Here is a 24732-nt window from a genome sequence, read left to right on the forward strand (position 1 = left end):
CGTCTTGTTCCCTACTCCCCTATTCCCGTACTCCCTTACTCCCCTAACCCTTGATCGCCTCGACCAGCGTCGTGCCGAGCCGGGCCGGCGAGGGCGAAACCTTGATGCCGGCCGATTCCATCGCCGCGATCTTGTCTTCCGCGCCGCCCTTGCCGCCGGAGATGACCGCGCCCGCATGGCCCATAGTGCGGCCCGCCGGTGCGGTGCGCCCGGCGATGAAGCCGGCCATCGGCTTGCTGCGGCCGCGCTTTGCCTCGTCCTTGAGGAATTGCGCGGCGTCTTCCTCGGCCGAACCGCCGATTTCACCGATCATGATGATCGACTTGGTCTCGTCGTCGGCGAGGAACATCTCCAGCACATCGATGAACTCCGTGCCTTTGACCGGGTCGCCGCCGATGCCGACAGCGGTGGTCTGGCCGAGGCCGACATTCGTGGTCTGGAACACCGCCTCATAGGTAAGCGTTCCCGAGCGGGAAACAACGCCGACCGAGCCCTTGCGGAAGATGCTGCCGGGCATGATGCCTATCTTGCATTCGTCGGGGGTCAGCACGCCGGGGCAGTTCGGCCCGATCAGCCGCGACGTCGAACGGTCGAGCCTCGCCTTGACCTTGATCATGTCCATCACCGGTATGCCCTCGGTGATGCAGACGATCAGCGGGATCTCGGCCTCGATCGCTTCCAGGATCGCTTCGGCAGCACCCGCCGGCGGCACGTAGACGACCGAAGCGTTGGCGCCGGTCCTGGCCTTGCCTTCGGCTACGGTGGCGAAGATCGGAAGCGCCTCGCCTTTGGCGCCGGTCCAGGTTTCGCCGCCCTTCTTGGGGTGGATGCCGCCGACCATCTTTGTGCCGTGATAGGCGAGCGCCTGTTCGGTATGGAACGTGCCGGTCTTGCCGGTCAGGCCCTGCACCAGCACCTTGGTGTTCTTGTCGACGAGAATGGACATCGGAGCCCTTTTCTAAAAACCGTTGATCGAGGAAGGCGAGACGCGCCGATAGACGCCGCTCACCATGTCTTGCCAGCCATCGCCGCCGGCAGGTTTGAAATGCAGTCGCATGCGGAAGGCATCGGCATTGTCGAAAATATAAGTCACACGCGCGGAGCCGCGCTGCGACGACCGCTCCAGAGCCAGCTCCGTGCCGTTCCAGCTGCCTTTGGCCGGCGACATCGGCACGAAACCCATCGAATCGAACTGGTGCATGGTGACGATTTTGTTTTGCTGGTCGAAGCCGAACACGCTGTACGCGCCGAACGAAACCGTGCCGTCGCGGCGCTGGCGATAGCGCTGCACTACGAACAGGCCGCCGAACTGTGCCTCTGCCAGTATTTCCGAACTCGCTGTTCCGCCATCGGCCCATTTCGTGGCCGACACCTCTTCCTCGCCGCGCCACGCTCCGACCAGCGCCCGCAGGCGCTGGTGATCGGCCGAGAGTGAGGAGAAGGGCGCAGCGTTCATGGTCAGAGCCGCTTGAGATCGGCGACGGTGAGGTCGCTCTTAGCGTTGCCGGTGTTGAGCGTCGTCGCCGGCTCGAACATCAGCACGACAGGCTCCTCGCTCAGTGAGCGCGGACGGTGCTCGACGGCGCGCGGCACAACGATGAACTCGCCGCTGCCAAGCTCAACCGTGCCGTCGCGGAAATCGATGGCGATGCGGCCGCGCAGCACCAGGAATGCTTCGTCTTCATTGTCATGCGCGTGCCAGTCGAAGACATCGCCGAACTTGGCGATCTTGACCTGGCTGTCGTTCACGTCGCCGGCGATATGCGGATCGAAGACCTTCTTGATCTTCTGATCCGCCGCCTCGACGAGGTTTATCTTGTGCGGAGGCATCGCCTATCGACCTCTGACTCGCTCTGTTCTCACTGGATAATCCGAAACAGCAACAGGAGGCCCACCAAGAAGAGCATGACGCTCACGCCAAGATGCACCCCAAGGTCAAGCGATCTTGGAAGAACAATTCTGAACGAGGTGTGGCGGCGCATCTTTTCCGACATCTTTCTCCGCTCGGGAAAGGCCCACAGTCCGCCGATACCCATGGCAATCATAAATATTGACCATATTGGATGGGCAAACGGAGCGTTTTCCAAATGCTCAGCCCTTCACCGCCGCGACAATCTTCTTGGCTGCGTCATCGAGGTCATCGGCCGACACCACGTTCAGCCCGCTGTCGTTGATGATCTTCTTGCCGAGCTCGGCATTGGTGCCTTCCAGCCGCACCACCAGCGGCACTTGCAGGCCGACCTCCTTGACCGCGGCGATGACGCCCTCGGCGATGATGTCGCACTTCATGATGCCGCCGAAGATGTTGATCAGGATGCCTTTGACCGCCGGATCCTTGGTGATGATCTTGAACGCCGCCGTCACCTTTTCTTTCGACGCGCCGCCGCCGACATCGAGGAAGTTGGCCGGCTCGGCGCCATAGAGCTTGATGATGTCCATCGTTGCCATGGCAAGGCCGGCGCCGTTGACCATGCAGCCGATATTGCCGTCGAGCGCGACATAGGCGAGGTCGTATTTCGACGCCTCGATCTCCTTCTCGTCCTCTTCGGTGGTGTCGCGCAATTCGAGCACGTCGGGGTGGCGGAACAGCGCATTGTTGTCGAACGACACTTTGGCGTCGAGCACGCGCAGCCGGCCGTTCTTCATGACGATCAAAGGGTTGACCTCGAGCAGGCTCATGTCCTTCTCGACAAACGCCTTGTAGAGGATCGGAAACAGGGTCGCGCCATCCCTGGCGGCGTCGCCGTCGAGCTTCAGCGCCGCGTTGAGTTTCTTCACATCGTCGGCCGTCACGCCCTTTTCCGGGTCGATGGCGACGGTAATGATCTTTTCCGGCGTGTCGTGGGCGACCGCCTCGATGTCCATGCCGCCCTCGGTCGAGACGACGAAGGCGACGCGCCCGACCGAGCGGTCGACCAGGATCGACAGATAGAGCTCGCGGTCGATGTCGGCGCCGTCCTCGACGTAGAGCCGGTTGACCTGCTTGCCGGCCGGGCCGGTCTGCTTGGTGACCAGCGTATGGCCGAGCATCTCCTCGGCGTTGGCGACGACCTCGGCCACCGACTTCGCCAGCCTGACGCCGCCCTTGGCATCGGGCCCGAGCTCCCTGAACTTGCCCTTGCCGCGGCCGCCGGCATGGATCTGGCTCTTGACCACATAGAGTGGGCCGGGCAGCGCCTTGGCGGCAGCTTCCGCCTCGCTCGCCTTGAACACCGGCACGCCCTCGGCCACGGGTGCGCCAAAGCCTTTCAGCAGCGCCTTGCCCTGATACTCATGGATGTTCATGCGCTATGTCTCCAGCTTGCTTGGCGGGCTTGGTTACCGGCTTACTTGGCCGCGAGATGCGGAGCGATCTTGACGCAGGCGTCGCACAGGCCCTGCACCGCCGCGACCGAATTGTCGAACATCTTCTGCTCGCTCTTCGCGAGCTCGATCTCGATGATCCGCTCGACGCCGCCGGCGCCGATTACCACGGGAACGCCGACATAGGTGTTCTTGACGCCATATTGGCCGGAGAGGTACGCCGCACAGGGCAGCACCCGCTTCTTGTCCTTGAGATAGGCTTCGGCCATGGCGATGGCCGAGGCGGCCGGCGCATAAAAGGCAGAGCCGGTCTTGAGCAGGCCGACGATCTCGGCGCCGCCGTCGCGGGTGCGCTGCACGATCTGGTCGAGCCGCTCTTTCGAGGTCCAGCCCATCTTGATGAGGTCGGGCAGCGGGATGCCGGCAACCGTCGAATAGCGGATCATCGGCACCATGGAATCGCCATGGCCGCCGAGCACGAAGGCGGTGACGTCCTCGACCGAGACCTTGAATTCCTCGGCCAGGAAATAACGAAAGCGCGAACTGTCGAGCACGCCGGCCATGCCGACGACATGGCTCTTGGGCAGGCCGGAAAACTTCTGCAGCGCCCAGACCATGGCGTCGAGCGGATTGGTGATGCAGATGACGAAGGCTTTCGGCGCGTATTTCTTGAGGCCGGCGCCGACCTGCTCCATCACCTTCAGATTGATGCCTAGAAGATCGTCGCGGCTCATGCCGGGCTTACGCGGCACGCCGGCGGTGACGATGCAGACATCGGCGCCCTCGATGCCGGCATAGTCGTTGACGCCGGTCAGCCTCGAGTCGAACCCATCGACCGGCGACGACTGCGCGATGTCCAGTCCCTTGCCTTGGGGGATGCCTTCGGCGATATCGAACAGCACGACGTCGCCGAGATCCTTGAGGCCGACCATGTGGGCGAGGGTGCCGCCGATCATGCCCGAGCCGATGAGCGCTATCTTGTTGCGTGCCATGTCAGGATGTTTTCCCTTTGACTATGACGGCGCCCAAATCCTTGACGATTTGATGACGGCGTCGGAGGAAGAGGCCGGAATGCTGCGGAACCGCGAAATTCGCCGCACGCAATAGCCCCGGCCGCACAAAAATTCAAACGATTATTTTGGAGTGAGTAATTTCAATCGGTTAGAAACAATGGGACTTACGTAAACGTCAAAATTCTGAAGCCGACTAGAGGAATTCTACACAATGGCACTGGAAATCAGAAGGCTGTTTCCTGGCGATGACGCCCTTGTGATGCGGGTTGCCGACGAAGTCTTCGACGAGCCGGTCAGGCCGGATCGGCTCTCCGCCTATCTCGCGGAGCCCGGTCATTTCATGGTCGTGGCCCTCGCCGACGGCATCGTCGTTGGCCAATGCGCAGCCGTCATCCACCGCCACCCGGACAAGGTGAGCGAACTCTACGTAGACGAGGTCGGCGTGGCGCCGGCCTTTCAACGCCAGGGCATTGCGACGAGGATGCTCGGCGCCATGTTCGCACTCGGTCGCGAGCATTGTGAGGAGGCGTGGGTCGGCACCGAGCCGGACAATGTTGCTGCTCGCGCACTTTACGAGTCGCGAAAAGAGCCGCATGGGCCGGCGGAGGGGTTCGTCATGTATGTTTATCGATTATAGGCGCCGGCGGCAGCGCCCCCTTCGGTACTATCCCTCACGCCTGTGCCTGCCGTGCCTCCGTCGATGATCCCTGCGCCCTCTGCCTCTTCGCCCAGTCCTCCAGCCAGTCGTGGCTCTGCATCTCGATCAGCCGCGATGCGGTGCGCTCGAACTCGAAGACTTCGTTGCCGCGCTTGGCCGTATAGAGCTGCGCCGGCGGTGCCGCGGCGCTCATCACCAGCCGTACATGATGATCGTAGAGCGTATCGACCAGCAGGATGAAGCGCTTGGCTTCGTTGCGCTTGCCTTCGCCGAGCACCGGCACATGGTCGATGAAGATGGTCGAGAAGCGGGCGGCAATGGCAAGATAGTCGCGGGCGCCGAGCGGCCTCTCGCAGAGATCGGCGAAGGAAAACCGCGCAGCCTCCCCTGCAGCCCGCGGCACCATGACGTGCCGGCCCTTCACCGTCAGCATCGTCTCGGCCGTCGGCCTGCCATGTGTCATCACCGCCCACGCGTCGTCGAGCGCATGGTCGGCGGCGGCATCGGCCGGGGTGACGTAGACCGGCATGCGGCTGAGCTTGTCGAGGCGGTAATCCTTGTCGGCGTCAAGCGCCAGCACCTGCGCGTGGCGCTCCAGGATAGCGACAAACGGCAAAAACAACTGACGGTTCAGGCCGTCGCGGTAGAGATCCTGCGGCGCAACATTGGAAGTGGCAACCAGCACCACGCCATTGGCAAACAACGCCGAAAACAACCTTGACAGGATCATCGCATCGGCGATGTCGGTGACGGAGAACTCGTCGAAGCATAGCACCCAGGCTTCCTCGGCCAGCGCGCGCGCCACCGGCGGGATCGGATCGTCCTCCTTGGCCGTGCCGTTCTTGCGAGCCTGTCGGTGCTTCTGGATGCGGTCCTGCACGTCGGCCATGAAGTCGTTGAAATGCACCCGGCGCTTGCGCCGCACCGGCAGCAGCTCGAAAAACATGTCCATCAGCATGGTCTTGCCGCGGCCGACGCCGCCATGGATATAAAGGCCCTTGACCGCCTCGTGCACCTCGCGCTTGCGGGCGAACAACCACCCCAGCGCGCTTGATTTCTGCGCCAGCCGCTTTGCCGATATCTCTTCGATCAGCCGGTCGAGCGCAGCGGCGATCCGCTCCTGCGCCGGATCGCGCCCGATGGCGCCCGTCTCGACCAGATGGTCACAGCGCTGCTTGACGGTCGCATGGGTCTGGAGGCCGTCACGCAGATGCATTGGTCACGTCGTTCCGGAGCAATTCCAAGAAAAGTGTGCAGCGGTTTTCTGTCCGGAATTGCGTAAAAACAAAAGAGGCAATTCCAGGAAAAGTGTGTAACGGTTTTCCGTCCGGAATTGCGTAACAATGGGGGCCGTTCTCTTACCTTGTAAGCGAGATCGGCAGGCCGTTGGAAGTCTGGCCGTCGAATTTCTCGCCGCCCGAAGAATAGAGCCGTGCCAGCGTGCCGCCATTCTCGTCAAAGAGCGTCAGCTGTTTGCCGGCGACGTTCCACGATTTGATGCCATCGAGCGGCGCCGGGCAATGCAGCGGTCCGGCGCGGTAGCCCGAACCGAATTTGGTCTGCGGCGTCGCCACCTGACAGCTCTGGCCGGACACGCTTGCCTTCCACACGCCGGCGACGCTGGACGCGGTAAGGTCGGCCGCACCGGCAGGCGCCGTCCCGTCCGGCGGCAGCGAGGCGACCTGGGTGTTCTGCGGCGCGGTAGGAAATTTCGACGGATCGGCCGGGCCGGGTGTCGCCGGCGGCGGCAGCTGGTTTGCGGTCACCTTGCCGGCGGGCGCAGCTTCCAGCGGCGCCGGCTGCTGCTCGTCCATCGATGTGAACCGTGAGGTTGAACAGCCGCTCGCAACGAGCGCGGCCAGCGATACGGCCAGCAGGCCGGTTTTCGAAAATTTCATTCTTCAACCTCCGTCGGATCGGGCTGGGGGTGCCGTCCGCGCAATGTCCCCCTCACCAAGATGGAGAAGGTGGCGAAATTTCAACCCGATATGGTTAAAATACGGTTTGCGCCGGTAATGTTGCAAATTTGTCGCAAAATGCACATTGTCTGAAATTGCGTTACGCCTTGGCCGTTTGGCCGACACCTCCGGTTGATTCGATACGGCGCGCTGGCGCCAAATCCCTGGCGTTCACCTCAAATGCTTGTGCGGGCCGGCGCCGGCATTATCTCTTGGCGATCAGCAAACTGCAGGGAGCCGATTTCTTGGCCGCGAGAAAGAGAGCCGCCAACCGCTATTACAGCGGGCCGCCCAGCGATCATTTCGACGGCACCTTGTTCTTCAATCCCGACGGACGGCCGCCGGGTCGCTTTGCCGATCTGTTGAAATGGCAATTGAGCCGCGAGCGCTCGAAATGGCCGGCGGCGGATCCGAGCCCGTTTCCACCGGCAAGACCGGTCGAGCGCATCGATGGTTCTGCGCTGCGCCTCACCATGGTCGGTCATTCCTCGCTGCTCGTCCAGACAGCCGGCCTGAACATCCTGACCGACCCAGTCTGGTCGCGACGCGTCTCGCCGCTCTCCTTCGCCGGTCCGAAACGCGTCAATCCGCCGGGCATCGCGTTTTCGCATTTGCCGCCGATCGACCTCGTGCTGGTCAGCCACAACCATTACGACCATCTCGACCTCGCCACGCTGAAGCGCCTGACGACAAGACACGACCCGCTGCTGCTGACGCCGCTCGGCAACGACACGATCATCGGCGCTGCCGTGCCCCGTATGAGGCTTTCCGCGCATGACTGGGGCGACCGGGTCGATATCGGCGATGGCGTCGCCGTCCATGTCGAGCCGGTGCACCACTGGTCGGCCCGCGGTACTCGCGACCGGCGCATGGCGCTGTGGGCGGGTTTCGTCGTCGAGACGCCCGACGCAAAGATCTATTTCGCCGGTGATACCGGCTTCCACGGTGGCATCAATTACCGGCTGATGGCGCAAAAGCACGGCGGCTTCCGCCTCGCCATCCTGCCGATCGGCGCCTACGAGCCGCGCTGGTTCATGGCGCCACATCACCAGGATCCGGAGGAGGCGGTGCAAGGCATGCTTTTGTGCAACGCCGCCTATGCAGCCGGCTGTCACTGGGGCACGTTCCGGCTCACCAACGAGCCGATCGACGAGCCGCCCAGAAAGCTCGGCGAAGCGCTCGATGCTGCCGGCCTGCCGCGGCAACGTTTTCGCGCCTTGCGGCCGGGCGAAGTCTGGGACGTGCCGGCGGTCTAGCGCGGCGGAACCTAAGGCATCACATAGACGTTTGTAGGTGTTCAAACCTGTCGGCTGCGAGGTGTCTCTCATGATCAGGTGGATCATCATTCTTTTGATTATCGCGGCCGCGGCGAGCCTGCTCGGCATGCCGGCACTGGCCGGAGCCGCCGCCACCGGCGCGCGCATCCTCATCGGCATCGTGCTGATCATCTTCCTGCTGATCGTGCTTGGCGTCTTCGCGGTGACTTGAAAATCACGCCGCGCTGGTAATTTCTGCCGCTATCCGCCATATAGGCGCCAAACCGGCAAGAGACCTTTCGATCGATGGCAAGCGCGGCCCCTTTCGCCAAGATGAACGGCATCGGCAACGAAATCATCGTTGCCGATATGCGTGGCCGTGCCGATCGCGTGGCGCCTGCGGCAGCCGTCGCGCTTAATGCCGATGCGGCGACCAGGTTCGACCAGATCATGGCGATCCACGACCCCAGGACGCCGGGCACCGCCTTTTTCATCGACATCTTGAATTCCGACGGAACCAGGGCGCAAGCCTGCGGCAACGGCATGCGTTGTGTCGTCCAGGCGCTCGCCGCCGAGACCGGCCAGAAGACATTTGCCTTTGAAACAGTCGCCGGCATCCTCAATGCCGAGGAACATGCCGACGGAATGATCTCGGTCGACATGGGCAGGCCGCGCTTTGGCTGGCAGGACATCCCGCTGGCCGAGGAATTCCGCGACACCCGCATGATCGAGCTGCAGATCGGCCCGATCGATGCCCCGGTGCTGCATTCGCCGTCGGTCGTCTCGATGGGCAATCCGCACGCCATCTTCTGGGTCGACCGCGAAGTCTGGTCGTACGAGCTCGAGCGCTTCGGCCCGCTGCTCGAAAACCATCCGATCTTCCCCGAGCGCGCCAACATCACCATCGCGCAGGTGACCTCGCCGGAGACCATGGCCATCCGCACCTGGGAGCGTGGCGCCGGCCTGACCAAGGCCTGCGGCACGGCTGCTTGCGCCGCTGTGGTCGCCGCGTCCCGCACCCGGCGTACCGGCCGCGGCGTCACGCTGATGACGCCCGGCGGCGGCTCGCTGCATGTTTTGTGGCGCGACGACGACCACGTCATCCTCACCGGTGCCGCCGAATGGGAATTTTCCGGCAGCTTCGATCCGTCGACCGGGGCGTGGGCGCGCGACACCGAAAGCGCCGCCTGATGGCTCCTCTTGGCAACAAGGGTATCGAGGTCGTCACCTTCGGCTGCCGGCTGAACACCTATGAATCCGAGGTGATGCGGCGTGAAGCCGAAAGTGCGGGCCTCGGCGGCCTCGAAGGCGGTGCCATCATCTTCAACACCTGCGCCGTCACCGGCGAGGCTGTACGCCAGGCCAAGCAGTCGATCAGAAAAGCCCGCCGTGAGAACCCGGCCGCCCGCATCATCGTCACCGGCTGCGCCGCGCAGACCGGCCCGCAGGATTTCGTCGCCATGGACGAGGTCGATCTCGTCCTCGGCAATGAGGAAAAGCTGAAGGCGCATTCCTATCGCGCGCTGCCGGATTTCGGCATCAACGACACTGAGAAGGCGCGCGTCAACGATATCTTTTCGGTGCGCGAGACGGCCGCCCACATGGTCGACGCCATCGAGGGCCGGGCGCGCGCTTTTGTCCAGGTGCAGAACGGCTGCGACCACCGCTGCACCTTCTGCATCATTCCGTACGGTCGCGGCAATTCGCGCTCGGTGCCGATGGGCGCCGTGGTCGAGCAGATCAAGCGACTCGTCGGCAATGGTTATGCCGAGATCGTGCTGACGGGCGTCGACATGACCAGTTTTGGCGCCGATCTGCCGGGCGCACCGAAGCTCGGCAAATTGGTCAAGACCATCCTGAAGCAGGTGCCAGACGTGAAACGCCTGCGGCTTTCCTCGATCGACTCGATCGAAGCCGACGACGATCTGCTGGACGCCATCGCCACCGAGCCGAGGCTGATGCCGCATCTGCATCTGTCGCTGCAATCGGGTGACGACATGATCCTGAAGCGGATGAAGCGCCGGCACAGCCGCGACCAGTCGATCCGCTTTTGCGAGGATGTGCGCAAACTGCGCCCCGGCATTGTTTTCGGCGCCGACATCATCGCCGGCTTCCCGACCGAGACGGACGCCATGTTCGAAAACTCGCTGGAGATCGTCGAGGAATGCGGCCTGACGCATCTCCACGTCTTCCCGTTTTCGCCGCGCCAGGGCACGCCCGCCGCGCGCATGCCGCAGCTCCGCCGCGTCGTCGTCAAGCAACGCGCGGCACGCCTGCGCGCCGCCGGCGAGGCCGCCTATCGCCGCCATCTTGCCTCGCTCGCTGGAACGCATCAGTCGATCCTGATCGAGCGTGACGGCCTTGGCCGCACCGAAGGGTTTACGCTGGCCGCGGTCTCTGCCGGCGCTCCGGGCGACATTGTCGAGGCTGATATCGCCGGCCATGACGGTATCCGACTGATCGCCGCGCCGCTTGCCGCCCGCGCCGCCTGAGAGCGCAAGACATGGCTGGGTTTTTCAAGAAGATATTTTCGTTCGGCAAGAAGGAAGTCGTCGAGGAGCGGCCAGACGAGGCCGCGCCGCTGCCGCCGATCAAATGGGACGAACTGGAGGCGCTGAAACCGGCCGCCGAGCAGGCCGTCCCGGAGTTTTTGAAACGCGAAGAATCGCGGCCCGAAGTCGAAGCCGTACCTCCACCGCCAGTCGAACCAGAGTTGCCTCCGGCACCGCAACCGGCGCCGGAAGAGCAGAAGCCTGAGCCGCCGCCGACCATTCCACCCGAGCCGGAAACGCCTGCTGAGGAACCGGAGGAGATCCGGGCCGAGCCGCAGCAGCCAGAAATCGTCCCCTCCCAGCCGGAACCTGCACCCGTCGAAGTGCCGGTAGTGCCCACCGAGGCTCCCTCACCAGCGCCAGTGCACGAAGTCCCGCCCGCCGAAATACCGCCCCCGATCCGCCAGCCAGCGCCGGCCGAGACGAAACCGATCTTGACCGAGATCGCGCCCGAACCGGAGGTCGTGCCGGCGCCCCACCCTCCCATCGAGGGGGAGGTAAAGCCCGAGCCGGAAGCCGTTCCGCAACCTGAGCCAAAGCCCGCCCCCGGCAAAGTCACCGTAACCAAGAAGGTCGAGCAGAAAGCCGAGCCGCAGAAGGCGCCCGAACCGGCGCCGAGGCGCTCCTGGTTCCAGCGCATGCGAGACGGGCTTGCCCGCTCTTCCAAGGAGTTGTCGGGCAACATCGCCGGCGTCTTCACCAAGCGGAAGCTTGACGAGGACACGCTGCAGGACCTGGAGGATGTGCTGATCCGCGCCGATCTCGGCATGGAGACGGCTTTGCGCGTTACCGACGCGCTCTCCGCCAGCCGCTACGGCAAGGACGTCTCCGACACCGAAGTCCGCGCCATCATGGCGGCCGAGGTGGAGAAGGTACTAACCCATGTCGCCATGCCGCTAGAACTCGATCTCAGCCACAAGCCGCATGTCATCCTGGTCGTCGGTGTCAACGGAACCGGCAAGACCACAACCATCGGCAAGCTGGCGGCAAAGCTGACCGATGGCGGCCTCTCGGTGATGCTCGCCGCCGGCGACACTTTTCGCGCCGCCGCGATCGAGCAGCTGAAGATCTGGGGCGAGCGTACCAACTCGCCGGTCATTGCCTCGAAGCTCGGCGCCGATGCCGCCGGCCTCGCCTACGATGCATTCGAGCGCGCGAAGGAGGCCGGCTCCGACGTGCTGATCATCGACACCGCCGGGCGGCTGCAGAACAAGACCGAACTGATGGCGGAACTGGAAAAGATCGTCCGGGTGCTGGGCAAGCTCGATCCGGAAGCGCCGCACACCGTGCTGCAGACGGTCGATGCCACCACCGGCCAGAATGCGCTCAACCAGGTCGAGATCTTCCGCAATGTCGCCGGCGTCAACGGCCTGGTAATGACCAAGCTGGACGGCACGGCGCGCGGCGGTATTCTGGTGGCGATCGCGGCAAAGCACAAATTGCCGGTCTATTTCATCGGCGTCGGCGAACAGGTCGACGACCTCGAACCCTTTTCCGCAAGCGAATTCGCCAGGGCGATCGCTGGAGTGGCTTGACGAGCATGATTCCGAAAAGTTGCAGGCTCTTTGGATTGGATCATGCGTAAGAAGGACGCTATGAACCCACCCATCCTCGAAGGCGACCCGTCCGATCCGCGACGCAGGGCGTTGAACCCCGGCCTGAAATTCCTGCTCGAACTCGGGCCTGGCCTGGTGTTCTTTTTCACCACCATCCGCGGCGCGTGGCTTGTCGGGAAGTTTCCGATCCTCGGCCATATCGGCGAGCCTATCCTGATTGCCACAGCGTTCTTTATGGTGGCGACGGCGCTATCGCTCAGCGTTTCGTGGATTTTGACGCGAAGCTGGCCGATCATGCCGTTGGTCTCGGCCATCGTGGTGTTTGTGTTTGGCGCGCTGGCGCTGTGGCTGCAGGACAAGACCTTCGCTTTCATGAAGCCGACAATCATCAACAGCCTGTTCGGCATCACGTTGCTTGGCGGGTTGGCGTTTGGCAGATCGCTGTTGGGCTATGTCTTTGATTCCGCCTTCAATCTCGACGCCGAAGGCTGGCGCAAGCTCACTTTCCGATGGGGACTCTTCTTCCTTTTTCTGGCTGCGCTGAACGAGATCGTGTGGCGCAACTTTTCTGAGGAAGCCTGGCTTTATTTCAAGGTCTGGGGCACGATTCCCATTACCCTTGTCTTCACGTTAAGCCAAATGCCGTTGATCCTGCGCCATTCGCTCGAGGACAAGGCCGGCAAGGAAGAGAAGGCCGGCAAATAGAGCAATTCCAGGAAAGTGTGTAGCGGTTTTCCCGGGAAAGCGCGTAGCGTTTTCCCTAGGGAATTGCATCAGAATAAGGGGAGAGGGCATGGAATTCATCACCACTCGCGACGAGTTGAGGACGATCTACAAGACGCCTCGGCTGACCGACGGCTCGATCCGCAAGGAATTGAAGACATTGGACGGCCACTGCCGTTCATTCATCGGCAAGAGCCCGTTCGTGCTGATCGGCTCGTCCGACGGCGCCGGCAATGCCGATGTGACGCCCAAGGGCGACAGGCCGGGTTTTGTGGCAGTGCTCGACGAGAAGACCATCGCCATCCCCGACCGGCCGGGCAACAACCGGCTCGACACGCTGGAGAACATCCTTCTCAATCGCTCGGTCGGGCTGCTCTTCCTCATTCCCGGCATGAACGAGACGCTGCGTGTCAACGGCGATGCCCGCATCACCGTCGATGCGGCGTTACGCGAGCGGCTGGCGGTCGACGGCAAGGCGCCGCAAAGCGTCGTCGTGGTGACGGTCAAGGCCGCCTATATGCATTGCGCCAAGGCCTTCATGCGCTCCGAACTGTGGAAGCCGGAGAGCTGGTACGACCGCGCGACGCTGCCGACGCTCGGCCAGATCCTGCGCGACCAGCTGGCGCTCGCCGATTCGGCCGAGGCGACCGACCGCTGGCTGGATGAGGAATACAGGGAGACCATGTGGTAGCGTGCCCGGCAACGAATCGCCCAAGCCGGTCTCCATTCCTTTGCTGAACATCCTCGCCATCTCCGGCAGCCTGCGCGCCGCCTCGACCAATTCGGCCCTGGTCGCGGCACTCGCGCAAAACGCGCCGCCGGACTGTCACGTCTTCGTCTACGATGGACTTGGCCGGCTGCCGATCTTCAACCCCGACGACGAAGGCGAGCGGACGCCGCCGCAAGCAGCAGTGCTGATCGATGCGGTCACCGCCGCTGACGGCGTCATCGTCTCCTGCCCGGAATATGCCCACGGTGTGCCAGGCGGCCTGAAGAACGCGCTTGACTGGCTGGTGTCGCGCGATGCCGCCGTTGGCAAGCCAGCCATGCTGGTGCATGCCTCGCCGCGCTCGCTGTTTGCCCGCGCCGCACTGGTCGAGATCATGCGGACAATGTCTTTTGCGCTCCATGAGGAAGCAGCGCTCGAAATAGCGCTGCTCGGCAAGAAGCCGCCGGAGGTGGAGGATATCTTGTCGCAGCCGGAAAACCGGCTGACGATGCGCGATGCCCTATCCGCCTTCGCGGAGTTCATCCGCTCGCGGTGAACGCCGGACCGTGCTTTCGCCATCCCAGGGTCTCCGCGACGGAGTTTCGCTCCTGCTCCGCCCCCGGGATGACGACGCTAGGAGCTGCGGCCAATCTGTGCCGGGAACTATCCCTTGCTCCTCCGCGTCTCGACGTCGGTCCCGCCGACGAACCAGTCGCGTGCAGCGACCTCCTCGAAAACCACCCAGACATCGTTGTTGGTCAGGCCGGTGACGCCGGTGATGGCCGCCGTCACCTGGGCGGCGATCGCGGCCTTTTTGCCGGCCGGGTCGTCGGCAATCACCTCCTTGACCAGGCGGATATTCACGAATGGCATGGTTCCCTCCCTTGCATATGCTTGGCGGCCGCTCAGTAGGTTTTGGCGCCGTTGACCATGAGCCGGACCATGTAGAGCGAGGTCGTGCCGGCGATGTAGAGGCAGTTCAGCTTGTTGCCGCCGAACACGCAATTAGCAACGACTTCCGGTACCTTGACCTTGCCGATCAGCGTCCCGTCTGGATCGTAGCAATGGACCCCGTCGGCGGCACTGGTCCAGATGCGGCCGTCCGCATCCAGCCTGAAACCGTCGAACAGGCCGGCGGTGCAGTCGGCAAAGACCTTTTCGCCTGAGACCGTCTTGCCGCCCTGGCCGACATTGAACACCCGGATGTGTGCCGGATTTTGCGCACCATGCGTGCGGCCGGTATCCGCGACATAGAGTTGGCGCTCGTCGAGCGAGAAGGCGAGCCCGTTGGGCCTGACCATGTCGGTGATCACCGCCTCGGTCTCGCCGGTGCCGGGATCGACCCGGTAGACATGGCAGGCGCCGATTTCGCTTTCGGCCTTGTCGCCCTCGTAATCGGTATCGATGCCGTAGCTCGGATCGGTGAACCAGATCGAGCCATCGGACTTGACCACCGCGTCATTGGGCGAGTTCAGCCGCTTGCCGCGCCATTTGTCGGTGATGGTGATGACCGAGCCGTCATGCTCGGTGCGGCTGACGCGGCGGCCGGAATGCTCGCAAGTAACCAGCCGGCCTTGCCGGTCGACGGTGTTGCCGTTGGAATTGCCGGACGGCTGACGGAACACGCTGACGCTGCCGTCGGTCTCGTCGTAACGCAGCATGCGATTGTTCGGGATGTCGGACCAAACCACATAGCGCCCGGCTGCAAACCAGGCCGGTCCTTCCGCCCATCGGCAGCCGGTAAACAGCCTGTCCACCTGTGCATTGCCGTTGAAAAGCCGCGAAAAGCGCGGATCGAGAACTTCGTAGAATTCGCTGGCCATGGTTCCTCCCGGTAGCAGTCGCTTGGCAAGGGCGCGATCAAGCCAGCCTGCGATCGATATGGCAAGATCGATGATGCGTCAGAGCATTATGGAATGCGAATGCTGGCCCGGACGGCAGGTCACATCCCGTTAACCGGCTATGCGCCCAGCGCAATGGTGCATTGCAACATCTTATTTTTGCAATGCACCATAACTATGTCATGCTCCGTATCGATCAAGGGAGGAACAACTGGCCGCGAAATGCGGCGCAAAAGGAAACTCGCTATGATCATCGACAGCCTCATGAGCCGCGCTCGCGCCAGCATCGCCAAGCGCCGGCATTACAACCGCCTCGTCGCCGAAATCGACAGCTTCAGCAGCCGCGACCTCGCCGACATGCGCGCCGACCGCTCAGAAATGCTCTACCAGGTCCACAAGCAGATCTACGGCTGAGTGAATGGGATCGGGCTTAGCCCACCCATTCGATCCAGCGGCCGTGGTAATCGCAATGGGCCAGGCGGTGCGTCTCGCCGCCCGGCCATAAAGTCAGGCTGAGTACCGCCCAATTGTTTGTGGGATCGCGCGGCTCCATCCTCAGCCTTGCGATAGGCGCAGCGGCCGTGGCCTGTCTGCCCGCCTGCTCCAGGGCGACGATGATCGCGTCCTTGGTCGCCCGCGGCAGGTATTGCCACATGATCGAATGATAGAGCACAAAAGCGCCACCCTCCTGCCGCGCGGCCAGCGCCTTCCCGACAAAATCCGCCGCGTCCGCTTTGACAAGTGGCGGTCGAAACTTTTCGGCAAGTGACAGCGCAGCGTCGAGCCGGGCCAGCCGCGTAGCCTGATCGGCCCAGACGTAAGACCGAAGCCGTAACCGTGTGGCTGCGTCGGCGACATCTACCGGCGCGATGTCACAGCCGGCGCGGTGGCGGACGTCGATCGCTCCACCAAGCGGAACAGCGAGTCCGCGCACCTCCGGCGCCAACCGAACGGTGGAGGTCCGGTCGCCCCACTCGGCATCGCCGTAGCGGTAGTGAAAGCTGTCGAACAGGAGATTGAGCCCAGCGCTGGCGCCAATCTCGCACAAGTCCAGCGGCAGGCCGGTTTCCCGCGCGACTGTCAGAAATCCAGGCAGCAGCATCGCCGACCGGGCGATTTCATTGGTCTGCGGCGCACCGGCGAGGCCGGCGACGATCCGCTCGTCGGATCGCGCAATTGCCTCCGGCAGCACCGCCGCGATCTCGGATTCGCTTGTCTGGTTGGGCGGATAGATCAGTGCCAATCGCTCATTGGCACCCGTCAGGACCAACCCATGCAGCGCGCCGCAAAGCCGCAATGCGAGGGCGTCGGCGCGCGCGTCGCCCGGCCAACCGAGCACCGCCTGCCCGGTCCTGGTGTTTGCGTCGAGAACCTTAGCGAGCGCACGGCATAAATTCGCGGTGAAAGGCGAGCCAAGTCCATCGCAGGCTTTCGCCTGTGCCAGAAAATGATCGCGGATGTCTCGTTCGTCCATCGCGTTTCAGGTGTCTCAGCCCGGAGCCGCGAGCGCCTTCTCGATTTCGGGTAACAGCAGCGTCCGCGCCGAGTCCGGCGTCAGCGGCCCTACATGCTTATAGGCGATCTTGCCATCCTTGCCGATGACGAAGGTTTCCGGCACGCCGTAGACACCCCAGTCGATCGCCGTGCGTCCGGCTTGGTCGACGCCGATCGCCTGGAATGGATTGCCGAGATCGCCAAGGAACCGACGGGCGTTTTCCGGCTGGTCCTTGTAGTTCAGCGCCGCCATGACGAAGCGTCTGTCCTGCGACAGCGCCAGCAGCACCGGATGCTCTTCGCGGCACGGCGCGCACCAGGACGCGAAGACGTTGACCAGCGTCACCTTGCCGGCGAACTGTTTTGAATCGAGGCCCGGCAAATTGGTGCCTTCGAGCGCCGGCAGGTTGGTCTGCGGCGCCGGCAGGCCGATCAGCGCTGACGGCACTTCCGACACGTCGCGCCCGGACAAAAGCTGCGCCAGGAACAATCCCGCCAGCCCGAGAAAGACCACCAGCGGCAGCAGCACGATCAGGCGGCGGCGCGCCGGTGTTTGGGTTTCCGTGCTCATGATTTTACTGCCTTATCGGAGCGCCGGCGCACGCCGGATGCCTCCAGCTCGGCAAGCTCTCGCTTGCGGCCGCGCTGGTCGAGCAGAATCCAGCCGATCAGCCCACCCAGCACCACGGCCGTGATCGCATAGGCGGCGGTGACATAAAGGGCGTGAACGCTCATTTTCCCGATCCAAGGCTTCTCACGGCGGAATTCATAGCCTCACCGGCTGTTTGTCGCAATGAACGGGTCTGCGGCAGATTTGCGGTTATCGCAAGCCGAAGGTCACTGCGAACGCAAAACACCTGATATGTTTTTGATACGCATGTATTGGCACGTCAGAGACAGCCTGACAGCCCCTTCGCAGGTAAGCAGGATTCTACCGGCGTCATCCCACATCCTGATTGCACTCCAGCCATGGCTCCGGAACTTGCGAAGGCTAATCGATTCGACCGCGATGAACTCAAGCCCGAAAGACACGGCATTGAACGCCGCCCATTTGGCGGGGGGCCGGTAGGGGAGGACGGTCGAGATGAAGGAAAGGTACATGCTAGGCCCTTCACGATTGATTTCGGCCTTGGTTACCTGGACGGAAGACAGGTCCGGATAGTTGCCGTAGATTGTCTGGAGAAAGATCGGGTTCTCTATGCGCAGCGGCCACATCAATCCGTTCCGTGCCGAAGCGCCAGCGCCGCCGCCACCGGCCCGAGCACGGCAAGGAACAGGGTCAGCGCGGCGAGAATGAGGAAGGGCTGCAGAAAAGGATCGGGGTTCGCCACCGCGCCATAGCTTGCTGATACGCCGAAGATCAGCACGGGAATGGTTAGCGGCAGCACCAGCACCGAGATCAGCAGGCCCCCGCGCGGCAGCGCCACCGCCACCGCGGCACCGGCGGCACCGATGAAGGTGATCGCCGGCGTACCGACCAGAAGCGTCAGCGCCGTCGCACCGATGCCGATGGGCTCCATGTTCATGAACAGGCCGAGCAAGGGAGCGGCGATGACCAGCGGCAGCACGCTTCCCGCCCAATGCGCCAGGCATTTCGTCAGAACGGTCAAGGCCAGCATGTGCCGGTCGTTGCCAAGCACCAGAAGATCGAGCGAGCCGTCCTCGCGGTCGGCCTGGAACAGCCGGTCGAGGCCGAGCAGGCAGGCCAGCAATGCGGCGATCCACAGGATCGCCGGGCCGATGCGGGCCAGCAGCTTCAGCTCGGGACCGACGCCGAAGGGGATGGTCGCGATAACGGCGAGAAAGAAAATCACGCCGGTAAGCGCCCCGCCGCCGGCGCGGATACTCAGGCGGATGTCGCGCAGGAAGAGGGCTAGCATGATGTGAGATGCTTTCGCCTGGGCACCCCCCTCTGTCCTGCCGGACATCTCCCCCTCAAGGGCGGAGATTGGCTGTCACGACTGCCTTCGCCAATCTCGATCGTTGAGAGTTGAGCGCAGCGACGAAGCTGCCAATCTCCCCCCTCGTGGGGGAGATGTCCGGCAGGACAGAGGGGGGCGCCGTAGAGCACCAACATCAAACGGCCTCGCCCATCACCAGCCCTTGTGCCCCCTCGATCCCCAGCGGCAAATGCGTCGCCGCAACCACGATCCCGCCCCTCTCGAGGTGCTTCCCCATCAATTCGCCGAATCTCTCCTCGGAAGCCTTGTCCAGTCCTGCCGTCGGCTCATCGAGCAGCCACAATGGCCGGTGGCTTACCAGCAGTTTTGCAATCGCCGCGCGGCGGCGTTGCCCGGTCGAGAGATAGCCGAACGGCAGATGGCCGATGCCGCCCAGCCCGACGGTTTCCAGCGCCTCTTCAACAGCCGCGGAACCGGCGCCCGAAAAATCGCGCCAGAAGCACAGGTTTTCCGTAACGCTCAGCGCCGTCTTCATCGCGTTGAGGTGGCCGAGATAGTGACAGGCCGAGGCGGCCGACGGAAAGTCCTCGCCACCACCTTCGAACCGCACACGGCCTGCCGCCACTGGCAATAGTCCGGCGACGATCCTGAGCAGCGTCGATTTGCCGGCGCCGTTCGGCCCGGTGACGACCAGCGCCTGGCCATCCCCCAGCGCGAATTCGATGCCGGAAAATACCGTCTCGCCGCCGCGTTCGCCGCCCAGATTTTCGGCGATCAGCCGCATCCGTCCCCCTTCGCCGAAAGTTCAGGCGCGGCTTCGGTGCGCCGCACCAAAAATGGCGATTCCGTGTCTAGAACTATTCCAGAAAATTCTCTATATCCGCATCATCCGTGCCAGCGGTCGGCACGGGAACCGAATTTGCGCCGAACCAGCGCGCGTGCCGCCTTGAACGGCCCGGACGCTTGGGAACGGATAGCGGAAATGGCCGTACCCGCACCTTTGCGCGTGATTTGCATGCCCACTGGCGTCCGTTCCCTTCCGGCAACCGACAGTTAGGGATCGCACGTGTCCAAATCACTCGACAGCTTCAATTGCCGCCGCACGCTGACCGCCAGCGGCACCGAGTACATCTACTATGACCTTGTCGAGGCCGAAAAGAACGGCCTCACCGGTATTGCCCAATTGCCCTATTCGATGAAGGTGCTGCTGGAGAATCTGCTGCGCAACGAGGACGGCCGTTCCGTTACCAAGGAGAGCATCCAGGCGGTCGCCGGCTGGCTGACTGACCGGGGCACCGCCGGCGTCGAGATCGCCTATCGCCCGGCTCGCGTGCTGATGCAGGATTTCACCGGCGTTCCAGCCGTGGTCGACCTTGCCGCTATGCGCGACGCCATGGCCTCGCTCGGCGGCGATCCGCAAAGCATCAATCCGCTGGTGCCGGTCGATCTGGTCATCGACCACTCGGTCATCGTCGACGAATTCGGCACGCCACTGGCTTTCGCCCGCAATGTCGAGCTTGAATATGAGCGCAACGAGGAACGCTACAAGTTCCTGAAATGGGGCCAGCAGGCGTTCCGCAATTTCCGCGTCGTGCCGCCCGGCACCGGCATCTGCCATCAGGTCAATCTCGAATATCTCGGTCAGGTCGTGTGGACCAACAGCGAAGACGGCGAGACCACCGCCTATCCCGACACCTGCGTCGGCACCGATTCACATACCACGATGATCAACGGCCTCGGCGTGCTCGGCTGGGGTGTCGGCGGCATCGAGGCGGAGGCCGCGATGCTTGGCCAGCCGGTCTCCATGCTGCTGCCTGAAGTCATCGGCTTCCGGCTCACCGGCAGGCTGAGGGAAGGCGTCACCGCCACCGACCTGGTGCTCACCGTCACCCAGATGCTGCGCAAGAAGGGCGTCGTCGGCAAGTTCGTCGAATTCTTCGGGCCGGGCCTGTCCAACATGACGCTGGCCGACCGCGCCACCATCGGCAACATGGCGCCGGAATATGGCGCCACCTGCGGCTTCTTCCCGGTCGACAGCGAAACCATCCGCTATCTGACAATGTCCGGTCGCGACGAAAGCCGCATCGCCCTGGTCGAGGCTTATTCGAAGGCGCAAGGCTTGTGGCGCGATGCCGGCTCGGCCGATCCGGTCTTCACCGACCTGCTGGAGCTCGATCTCGGCAGTGTCGTCCCGTCGATGGCCGGCCCGAAGCGGCCGGAAGGCCGGGTCGCACTTGAAGACATTCCGGCTGGCTTCGCCAAGGCCATGGAGTCCGAATACAGGAAGGCCGCCGAAATCGACAAGCGCTATGCCGTCGAGGGCACGAGCTACGATCTTGGCCATGGCGATGTGGTCATCGCCGCCATCACCTCCTGCACCAACACCTCGAACCCGAGCGTGCTGATCGGCGCCGGGCTGTTGGCGCGCAATGCCAACCGGCTCGGCCTCAAGCAGAAGCCGTGGGTCAAGACCTCATTGGCGCCGGGCAGCCAGGTCGTCGCCGAATATCTCGAGAAATCCGGCCTGCAGAAGGAGCTCGACCAGATCGGCTTCAACCTGGTCGGCTTCGGCTGCACCACCTGCATCGGCAATTCCGGCCCATTGCCGGCGCCGATCTCCAAGACCATCAACGATAAGGGCTTGATTGCTGCGGCAGTCTTGTCCGGCAACCGCAATTTCGAAGGCCGCGTCTCGCCCGACGTGCAAGCGAACTATCTCGCCTCGCCGCCACTGGTCGTCGCCCACGCGCTGGCCGGGACAGTGACCAAGGATCTGACCACCGAGCCGCTCGGCGAGGATCGCAACGGCAATCCGGTCTATCTCAAGGATATCTGGCCGAGTTCGGTCGAGATCCAGGAATTCATCGAGAAGAACGTCACGCGCGAATTGTTCGCCCGCAAGTATGCCGACGTCTTCAAGGGCGACGAGTACTGGCAGAACGTCAAGGCGCCGGAAGGCCAGACCTATGCCTGGGACGACAATTCCACCTATGTGCAGAACCCGCCCTATTTCGCCGGCATGACGTCGGGCTTCGGCAAGATCGGCGATATCAAGGGCGCGCGTGTGCTCGGTCTGTTCGGCGACAAGATCACCACCGACCACATTTCGCCGGCCGGTTCGATCAAGGCGGCCTCGCCGGCCGGCAAGTATCTCACCGACCACGGCGTCGGCGTCGCCGATTTCAACCAGTACGGCACACGCCGCGGCAATCATGAGGTAATGATGCGCGGCACCTTCGCCAATATCCGCATCCGCAACCATATGCTGGGCGAGAACGGCCGCGAGGGCGGCTACACCATCCATTACCCGTCGAAAGAAGAGGAATCGATCTACGACGCCGCCATGCGGTACAAGAAGGAAGGCGTGCCGCTGGTCATCTTCGCCGGCGTCGAATATGGCAACGGCTCGTCGCGCGACTGGGCGGCCAAGGGCACCAATTTGCTGGGCGTCCGCGCGGTCATCGCCCAGTCCTTCGAGCGCATCCACCGCTCCAATTTGGTAGGCATGGGCGTGATCCCCTTCGTCTTCGAGGAAGGCACCTCATGGGCCTCGCTCAACCTCAAGGGCGACGAACTGGTCGAGATCGACGGACTGGGCAACATCAAGCCGCGGCAGAAGATGATCGCCAGGATCACCTACGGCGACGGCAGCGTCAAAGAGGTTCCGATCATCTGCCGCATCGATACGCTGGACGAGCTCGACTACTTCAAGAATGGCGGCATCCTGCAATACGTGCTGCGCGATCTGGCCGCTTAAGGGAGTAGGGCAATAAGGGAGTAGGGCAGTAGGGTGAAGCAAGGAGAAGCGACTTATTCCCCTACTGCCCTACTGCCCTACTGCCCTAATTCCCGGCTTTCCAAACCGCGCTGTCGCCGCCAGCAGCACGCCGAGCATCAGCCCGTTGAATATGTGCCACAGGAAATGCGTGCCGAGCGGAAAGCCGCCGCAGACCAGCGGATCGATCATCCGGCAGATGACCGACACGACGAAGATCGCCGAGCCCGCCAGATTGTACCAGCCGGCACGGTTGCCGCTGGCCGCCACCATGGCGCCGAAGAAGGCGAGCGCCAGGAAGGGCGGCAGATAGCCGGTCGTCCCGTTCGACGCCTGGCGCAGCCAGTCGGGCACGGCAAAGGTCACCAGCCCGGCGACGGCATAGAAGGCGACGAAAATGGCGATCGCCTTGCCCCATTTCATGCCGAGAAAACGCCGCAGGTTGAACAGCGTGTAGGCCAGCGTGAACCCGGCGATCGGCAGCACGTCGGCCCAGACCGTGCCACGGTTGGCAAAGGTGTGGAACAGCGACGAGCCGACGCCGATCGCCACCACCCACCAGGCCAGCACTTCGGCGAAGGTGCCGGTGCCGCGCTTGCGCACCTGCCAGACACCCCATAGCCCGGCGGCAAAAAAAGCCAGATTGCTCAGCGCATTTAGCGGTTCGGCCCAGAATTCCGGCCCCGTCCGTTCGCAATAGAGGTCGACCGGCGCCAGGAGAGATTGCCACATGCTGATTGCCGCCCGAATCGCTTCCATCGTAAAGTGCAAGTCCACCTATTGCGCCCTTGCCAGCGGTTGCAACGGCAAAATTTCACCGCAACGTGACTTCCCGTTGACTGCCGCTTCTGCCACATATTTCGACAACCAGAACAAAGCCGGCGTCACCGGCGGGATCGGAACGGCTATGCCATCTCGAAGACCATTGCGGCTTGCGGCCCTTGCGCTGGCCCTCTCGGCGTTTGCCGGCAGGGCCCTTGCCGAGCCAACCGACAAGCCATTAGGCGTCGTCGAGCTCTTCACCAGCCAGGGATGCAACTCCTGTCCGCCGGCAGATGAATTCTTCGCCGAGCTCGCCGCCAAAGAGGACATCGTCGCGCTCGCCTATCATGTCGATTATTGGGATTACCTCGGCTGGCAGGACACGCTGAGCCGCAAGGAAAATACCGAGCGGCAATACGAGTATATGCGCGCCTTCGGCAGTCGTTCCGTCTACACCCCGCAAGCCGTCATAAACGGCCGCAGCCATGTCAACGGCGCCAGCCGCAAGGAAGTCGACGGCGCGCTGGCCCGCATGGAGAGGGTCGGCGAAGGCATGCGCGTCGGCATCAAGGTCAGCCGGACCAGCGATCGCGTCATGATCGATGCCGGCGACGCTGTGACCGGCCCAACCGACGCGCATGTCGTCATCGTCTATTTCAATCCGCCGCAGACGATAAAGATCGGCAAGGGCGAAAACAGCGGCCGCAGCATGACCTACTGGAACGCCGTCTCCAGCATCCAGACCGCCGGCATGTGGCACGGCAAGGCGCAGCGCTACGAACTGCCGATGAGCGAGATCGCCAAGAAGGGCGGCTGCGCCGTGCTGCTGCAGTCGGTCGGCAAGGACGGCATGCCCGGGCCGATCCTGGGCGCGGCCTTTATCCGCAAGCCTTAAGCGGGGACCTCTCCTTCTCCCCTTGTGGGAGAAGGTGGATCGGCGCGCAGCGCCGAGACGGTTGAGGGGTGCTGGAAGAATTGAGGCGGCGGCGATTTCAAGGAAATTGCCAAGCTGGAACACCCCTCATCCGTCGCCTTCGGCGATAACCGCGCTCAAGCCTCCGACGACAGCCTATCTGGATGGATCGCATCGCCACGGCTAATAAAGAACCGGCGTCAGCTTGCTTCTGACGCCGGTCATTTAGGTTTTGGGATCGTCGCACCCGATCTTTCCAAGGAAAAACCGAGGTTGGTTCGATCCGACGCAGACCCGTGGGCGGGGGGCTTGGGGTTT

At 63.2% G+C, this 24732-nt stretch carries 28 protein-coding genes; 12 read left to right on the plus strand and 16 right to left on the minus strand.

Annotated features, from left to right (window positions below; all coding sequences use genetic code 11):
• Nucleotides 1-43: 43 nt before the first annotated feature.
• The 5 genes from sucD to mdh form a co-directional block, all read right to left on the minus strand.
• Nucleotides 44-946 (minus strand): succinate--CoA ligase subunit alpha, encoded by a 903-nt coding sequence (gene sucD, locus NKH60_RS20445; protein ID WP_352832377.1) that lies wholly within the window; start codon nt 944-946, stop codon nt 44-46.
• A gap of 12 nt (nt 947-958) precedes the next feature.
• The gene (locus NKH60_RS20450) at nt 959-1456 is read right to left on the minus strand and encodes a DUF1579 family protein (RefSeq protein ID WP_352832376.1); all 498 of its coding nucleotides are present in this window, start codon (nt 1454-1456) and stop codon (nt 959-961) included.
• A gap of 2 nt (nt 1457-1458) precedes the next feature.
• The gene (locus NKH60_RS20455; RefSeq protein ID WP_352540826.1) at nt 1459-1830 is read right to left on the minus strand and encodes a cupin domain-containing protein; all 372 of its coding nucleotides are present in this window, start codon (nt 1828-1830) and stop codon (nt 1459-1461) included.
• A gap of 261 nt (nt 1831-2091) precedes the next feature.
• A complete protein-coding gene (gene sucC / locus NKH60_RS20460) occupies nt 2092-3285 on the minus strand; it encodes an ADP-forming succinate--CoA ligase subunit beta (protein ID WP_352832374.1) in 1194 nt (397 codons plus the stop codon).
• Nucleotides 3286-3326: 41 nt separating this feature from the next.
• Nucleotides 3327-4295, minus strand: a complete 969-nt coding sequence (mdh, locus tag NKH60_RS20465; RefSeq protein ID WP_352456335.1) for a malate dehydrogenase — start codon at nt 4293-4295, stop codon at nt 3327-3329.
• Nucleotides 4296-4527: 232 nt separating this feature from the next.
• Here mdh and NKH60_RS20470 point away from each other — a divergent pair, with 232 nt between their 5' ends.
• Complete coding sequence (locus tag NKH60_RS20470) at nt 4528-4953, plus strand: GNAT family N-acetyltransferase (RefSeq protein ID WP_352832371.1); 426 nt, start codon at nt 4528-4530, stop codon at nt 4951-4953.
• Nucleotides 4954-4987: 34 nt separating this feature from the next.
• Here the strand turns inward: NKH60_RS20470 and zapE are convergent, their stop codons facing one another.
• Together zapE and NKH60_RS20480 are read right to left on the minus strand one after the other, a co-directional pair.
• Nucleotides 4988-6190, minus strand: coding sequence for a cell division protein ZapE (zapE, locus tag NKH60_RS20475; RefSeq protein ID WP_352832368.1), 1203 nt, complete (start codon nt 6188-6190; stop codon nt 4988-4990).
• A gap of 142 nt (nt 6191-6332) precedes the next feature.
• Nucleotides 6333-6872, minus strand: a complete 540-nt coding sequence (locus tag NKH60_RS20480; protein ID WP_352450179.1) for a protease inhibitor Inh/omp19 family protein — start codon at nt 6870-6872, stop codon at nt 6333-6335.
• A gap of 305 nt (nt 6873-7177) precedes the next feature.
• Here NKH60_RS20480 and NKH60_RS20485 point away from each other — a divergent pair, with 305 nt between their 5' ends.
• From NKH60_RS20485 to NKH60_RS20520, 8 genes are all read left to right on the plus strand, one after another.
• The gene (locus NKH60_RS20485; protein WP_352832366.1) at nt 7178-8188 is read left to right on the plus strand and encodes an MBL fold metallo-hydrolase; all 1011 of its coding nucleotides are present in this window, start codon (nt 7178-7180) and stop codon (nt 8186-8188) included.
• A 70-nt stretch (nt 8189-8258) separates the two neighbouring features.
• Nucleotides 8259-8420: a DUF1328 family protein gene (locus NKH60_RS20490; RefSeq protein ID WP_031195454.1), complete on the plus strand. Its 162-nt coding sequence runs from the start codon at nt 8259-8261 to the stop codon at nt 8418-8420.
• 74 nt (nt 8421-8494) lie between these two features.
• Entirely contained in the window at nt 8495-9379 is an 885-nt protein-coding gene (gene dapF, locus NKH60_RS20495; protein WP_352832365.1) for a diaminopimelate epimerase, read from the plus strand.
• A complete protein-coding gene (mtaB, locus tag NKH60_RS20500; RefSeq protein ID WP_352850296.1) occupies nt 9379-10680 on the plus strand; it encodes a tRNA (N(6)-L-threonylcarbamoyladenosine(37)-C(2))-methylthiotransferase MtaB in 1302 nt (433 codons plus the stop codon). Before dapF ends, mtaB begins: the two co-directional genes overlap by 1 nt.
• A gap of 11 nt (nt 10681-10691) precedes the next feature.
• Nucleotides 10692-12275: a signal recognition particle-docking protein FtsY gene (gene ftsY / locus NKH60_RS20505; protein WP_352873138.1), complete on the plus strand. Its 1584-nt coding sequence runs from the start codon at nt 10692-10694 to the stop codon at nt 12273-12275.
• A 60-nt stretch (nt 12276-12335) separates the two neighbouring features.
• Entirely contained in the window at nt 12336-13001 is a 666-nt protein-coding gene (locus NKH60_RS20510) for a septation protein A (protein WP_352493215.1), read from the plus strand.
• An 88-nt stretch (nt 13002-13089) separates the two neighbouring features.
• Nucleotides 13090-13710: a pyridoxamine 5'-phosphate oxidase family protein gene (locus NKH60_RS20515; protein ID WP_352685342.1), complete on the plus strand. Its 621-nt coding sequence runs from the start codon at nt 13090-13092 to the stop codon at nt 13708-13710.
• Between the two features lie 40 nt (nt 13711-13750).
• A complete protein-coding gene (locus NKH60_RS20520) occupies nt 13751-14284 on the plus strand; it encodes an NADPH-dependent FMN reductase (protein WP_352767671.1) in 534 nt (177 codons plus the stop codon).
• A 107-nt stretch (nt 14285-14391) separates the two neighbouring features.
• Here NKH60_RS20520 and NKH60_RS20525 read toward each other — a convergent pair whose 3' ends face one another.
• Nucleotides 14392-14601, minus strand: a complete 210-nt coding sequence (locus tag NKH60_RS20525) for a tautomerase family protein (RefSeq protein WP_352540817.1) — start codon at nt 14599-14601, stop codon at nt 14392-14394.
• Between the two features lie 32 nt (nt 14602-14633).
• Complete coding sequence (locus tag NKH60_RS20530) at nt 14634-15551, minus strand: SMP-30/gluconolactonase/LRE family protein (protein ID WP_352767356.1); 918 nt, start codon at nt 15549-15551, stop codon at nt 14634-14636.
• Between the two features lie 264 nt (nt 15552-15815).
• Between NKH60_RS20530 and NKH60_RS20535 the strand changes: the two genes are divergently transcribed.
• A complete protein-coding gene (locus NKH60_RS20535) occupies nt 15816-15983 on the plus strand; it encodes a hypothetical protein (RefSeq protein ID WP_023721879.1) in 168 nt (55 codons plus the stop codon).
• 16 nt (nt 15984-15999) lie between these two features.
• On the opposite strand, the gene NKH60_RS20540 is transcribed toward NKH60_RS20535, so the two are convergent.
• The 6 genes from NKH60_RS20540 to ccmA all read right to left on the minus strand — a co-directional run bounded on the left by NKH60_RS20540 (nt 16000) and on the right by ccmA (nt 19748).
• Entirely contained in the window at nt 16000-17043 is a 1044-nt protein-coding gene (locus NKH60_RS20540) for a DUF2332 domain-containing protein (protein WP_352491646.1), read from the minus strand.
• Between the two features lie 15 nt (nt 17044-17058).
• Nucleotides 17059-17634 carry a DsbE family thiol:disulfide interchange protein gene (locus tag NKH60_RS20545; RefSeq protein ID WP_352491647.1) on the minus strand — a complete coding sequence of 192 codons (576 nt, stop codon included), beginning with the start codon at nt 17632-17634 and terminating at the stop codon, nt 17059-17061.
• Nucleotides 17631-17798: a heme exporter protein CcmD gene (gene ccmD, locus NKH60_RS20550; RefSeq protein WP_352456348.1), complete on the minus strand. Its 168-nt coding sequence runs from the start codon at nt 17796-17798 to the stop codon at nt 17631-17633. Before ccmD ends, NKH60_RS20545 begins: the two co-directional genes overlap by 4 nt.
• A gap of 102 nt (nt 17799-17900) precedes the next feature.
• On the minus strand, nt 17901-18278 hold the full coding sequence (locus NKH60_RS20555) for an Imm50 family immunity protein (RefSeq protein ID WP_352832358.1): 378 nt from the start codon (nt 18276-18278) through the stop codon (nt 17901-17903).
• The gene (gene ccmB / locus NKH60_RS20560; RefSeq protein WP_352470824.1) at nt 18278-18943 is read right to left on the minus strand and encodes a heme exporter protein CcmB; all 666 of its coding nucleotides are present in this window, start codon (nt 18941-18943) and stop codon (nt 18278-18280) included. Before ccmB ends, NKH60_RS20555 begins: the two co-directional genes overlap by 1 nt.
• 196 nt (nt 18944-19139) lie before the next feature.
• Nucleotides 19140-19748: a heme ABC exporter ATP-binding protein CcmA gene (ccmA, locus tag NKH60_RS20565; RefSeq protein WP_352832355.1), complete on the minus strand. Its 609-nt coding sequence runs from the start codon at nt 19746-19748 to the stop codon at nt 19140-19142.
• 282 nt (nt 19749-20030) lie between these two features.
• Here ccmA and acnA point away from each other — a divergent pair, with 282 nt between their 5' ends.
• On the plus strand, nt 20031-22721 hold the full coding sequence (acnA, locus tag NKH60_RS20570) for an aconitate hydratase AcnA (protein ID WP_352832352.1): 2691 nt from the start codon (nt 20031-20033) through the stop codon (nt 22719-22721).
• Nucleotides 22722-22790: 69 nt separating this feature from the next.
• Here acnA and NKH60_RS20575 read toward each other — a convergent pair whose 3' ends face one another.
• The gene (locus NKH60_RS20575; RefSeq protein WP_352470827.1) at nt 22791-23471 is read right to left on the minus strand and encodes a ceramidase domain-containing protein; all 681 of its coding nucleotides are present in this window, start codon (nt 23469-23471) and stop codon (nt 22791-22793) included.
• Between the two features lie 175 nt (nt 23472-23646).
• Between NKH60_RS20575 and NKH60_RS20580 the strand changes: the two genes are divergently transcribed.
• On the plus strand, nt 23647-24396 hold the full coding sequence (locus NKH60_RS20580) for a DUF1223 domain-containing protein (RefSeq protein ID WP_352470828.1): 750 nt from the start codon (nt 23647-23649) through the stop codon (nt 24394-24396).
• Nucleotides 24397-24732 lie beyond the last annotated feature (336 nt).

It is taken from the genome of Mesorhizobium sp. M1006, from assembly GCF_040318825.1.
Lineage (GTDB): Bacteria > Pseudomonadota > Alphaproteobacteria > Rhizobiales > Rhizobiaceae > Mesorhizobium.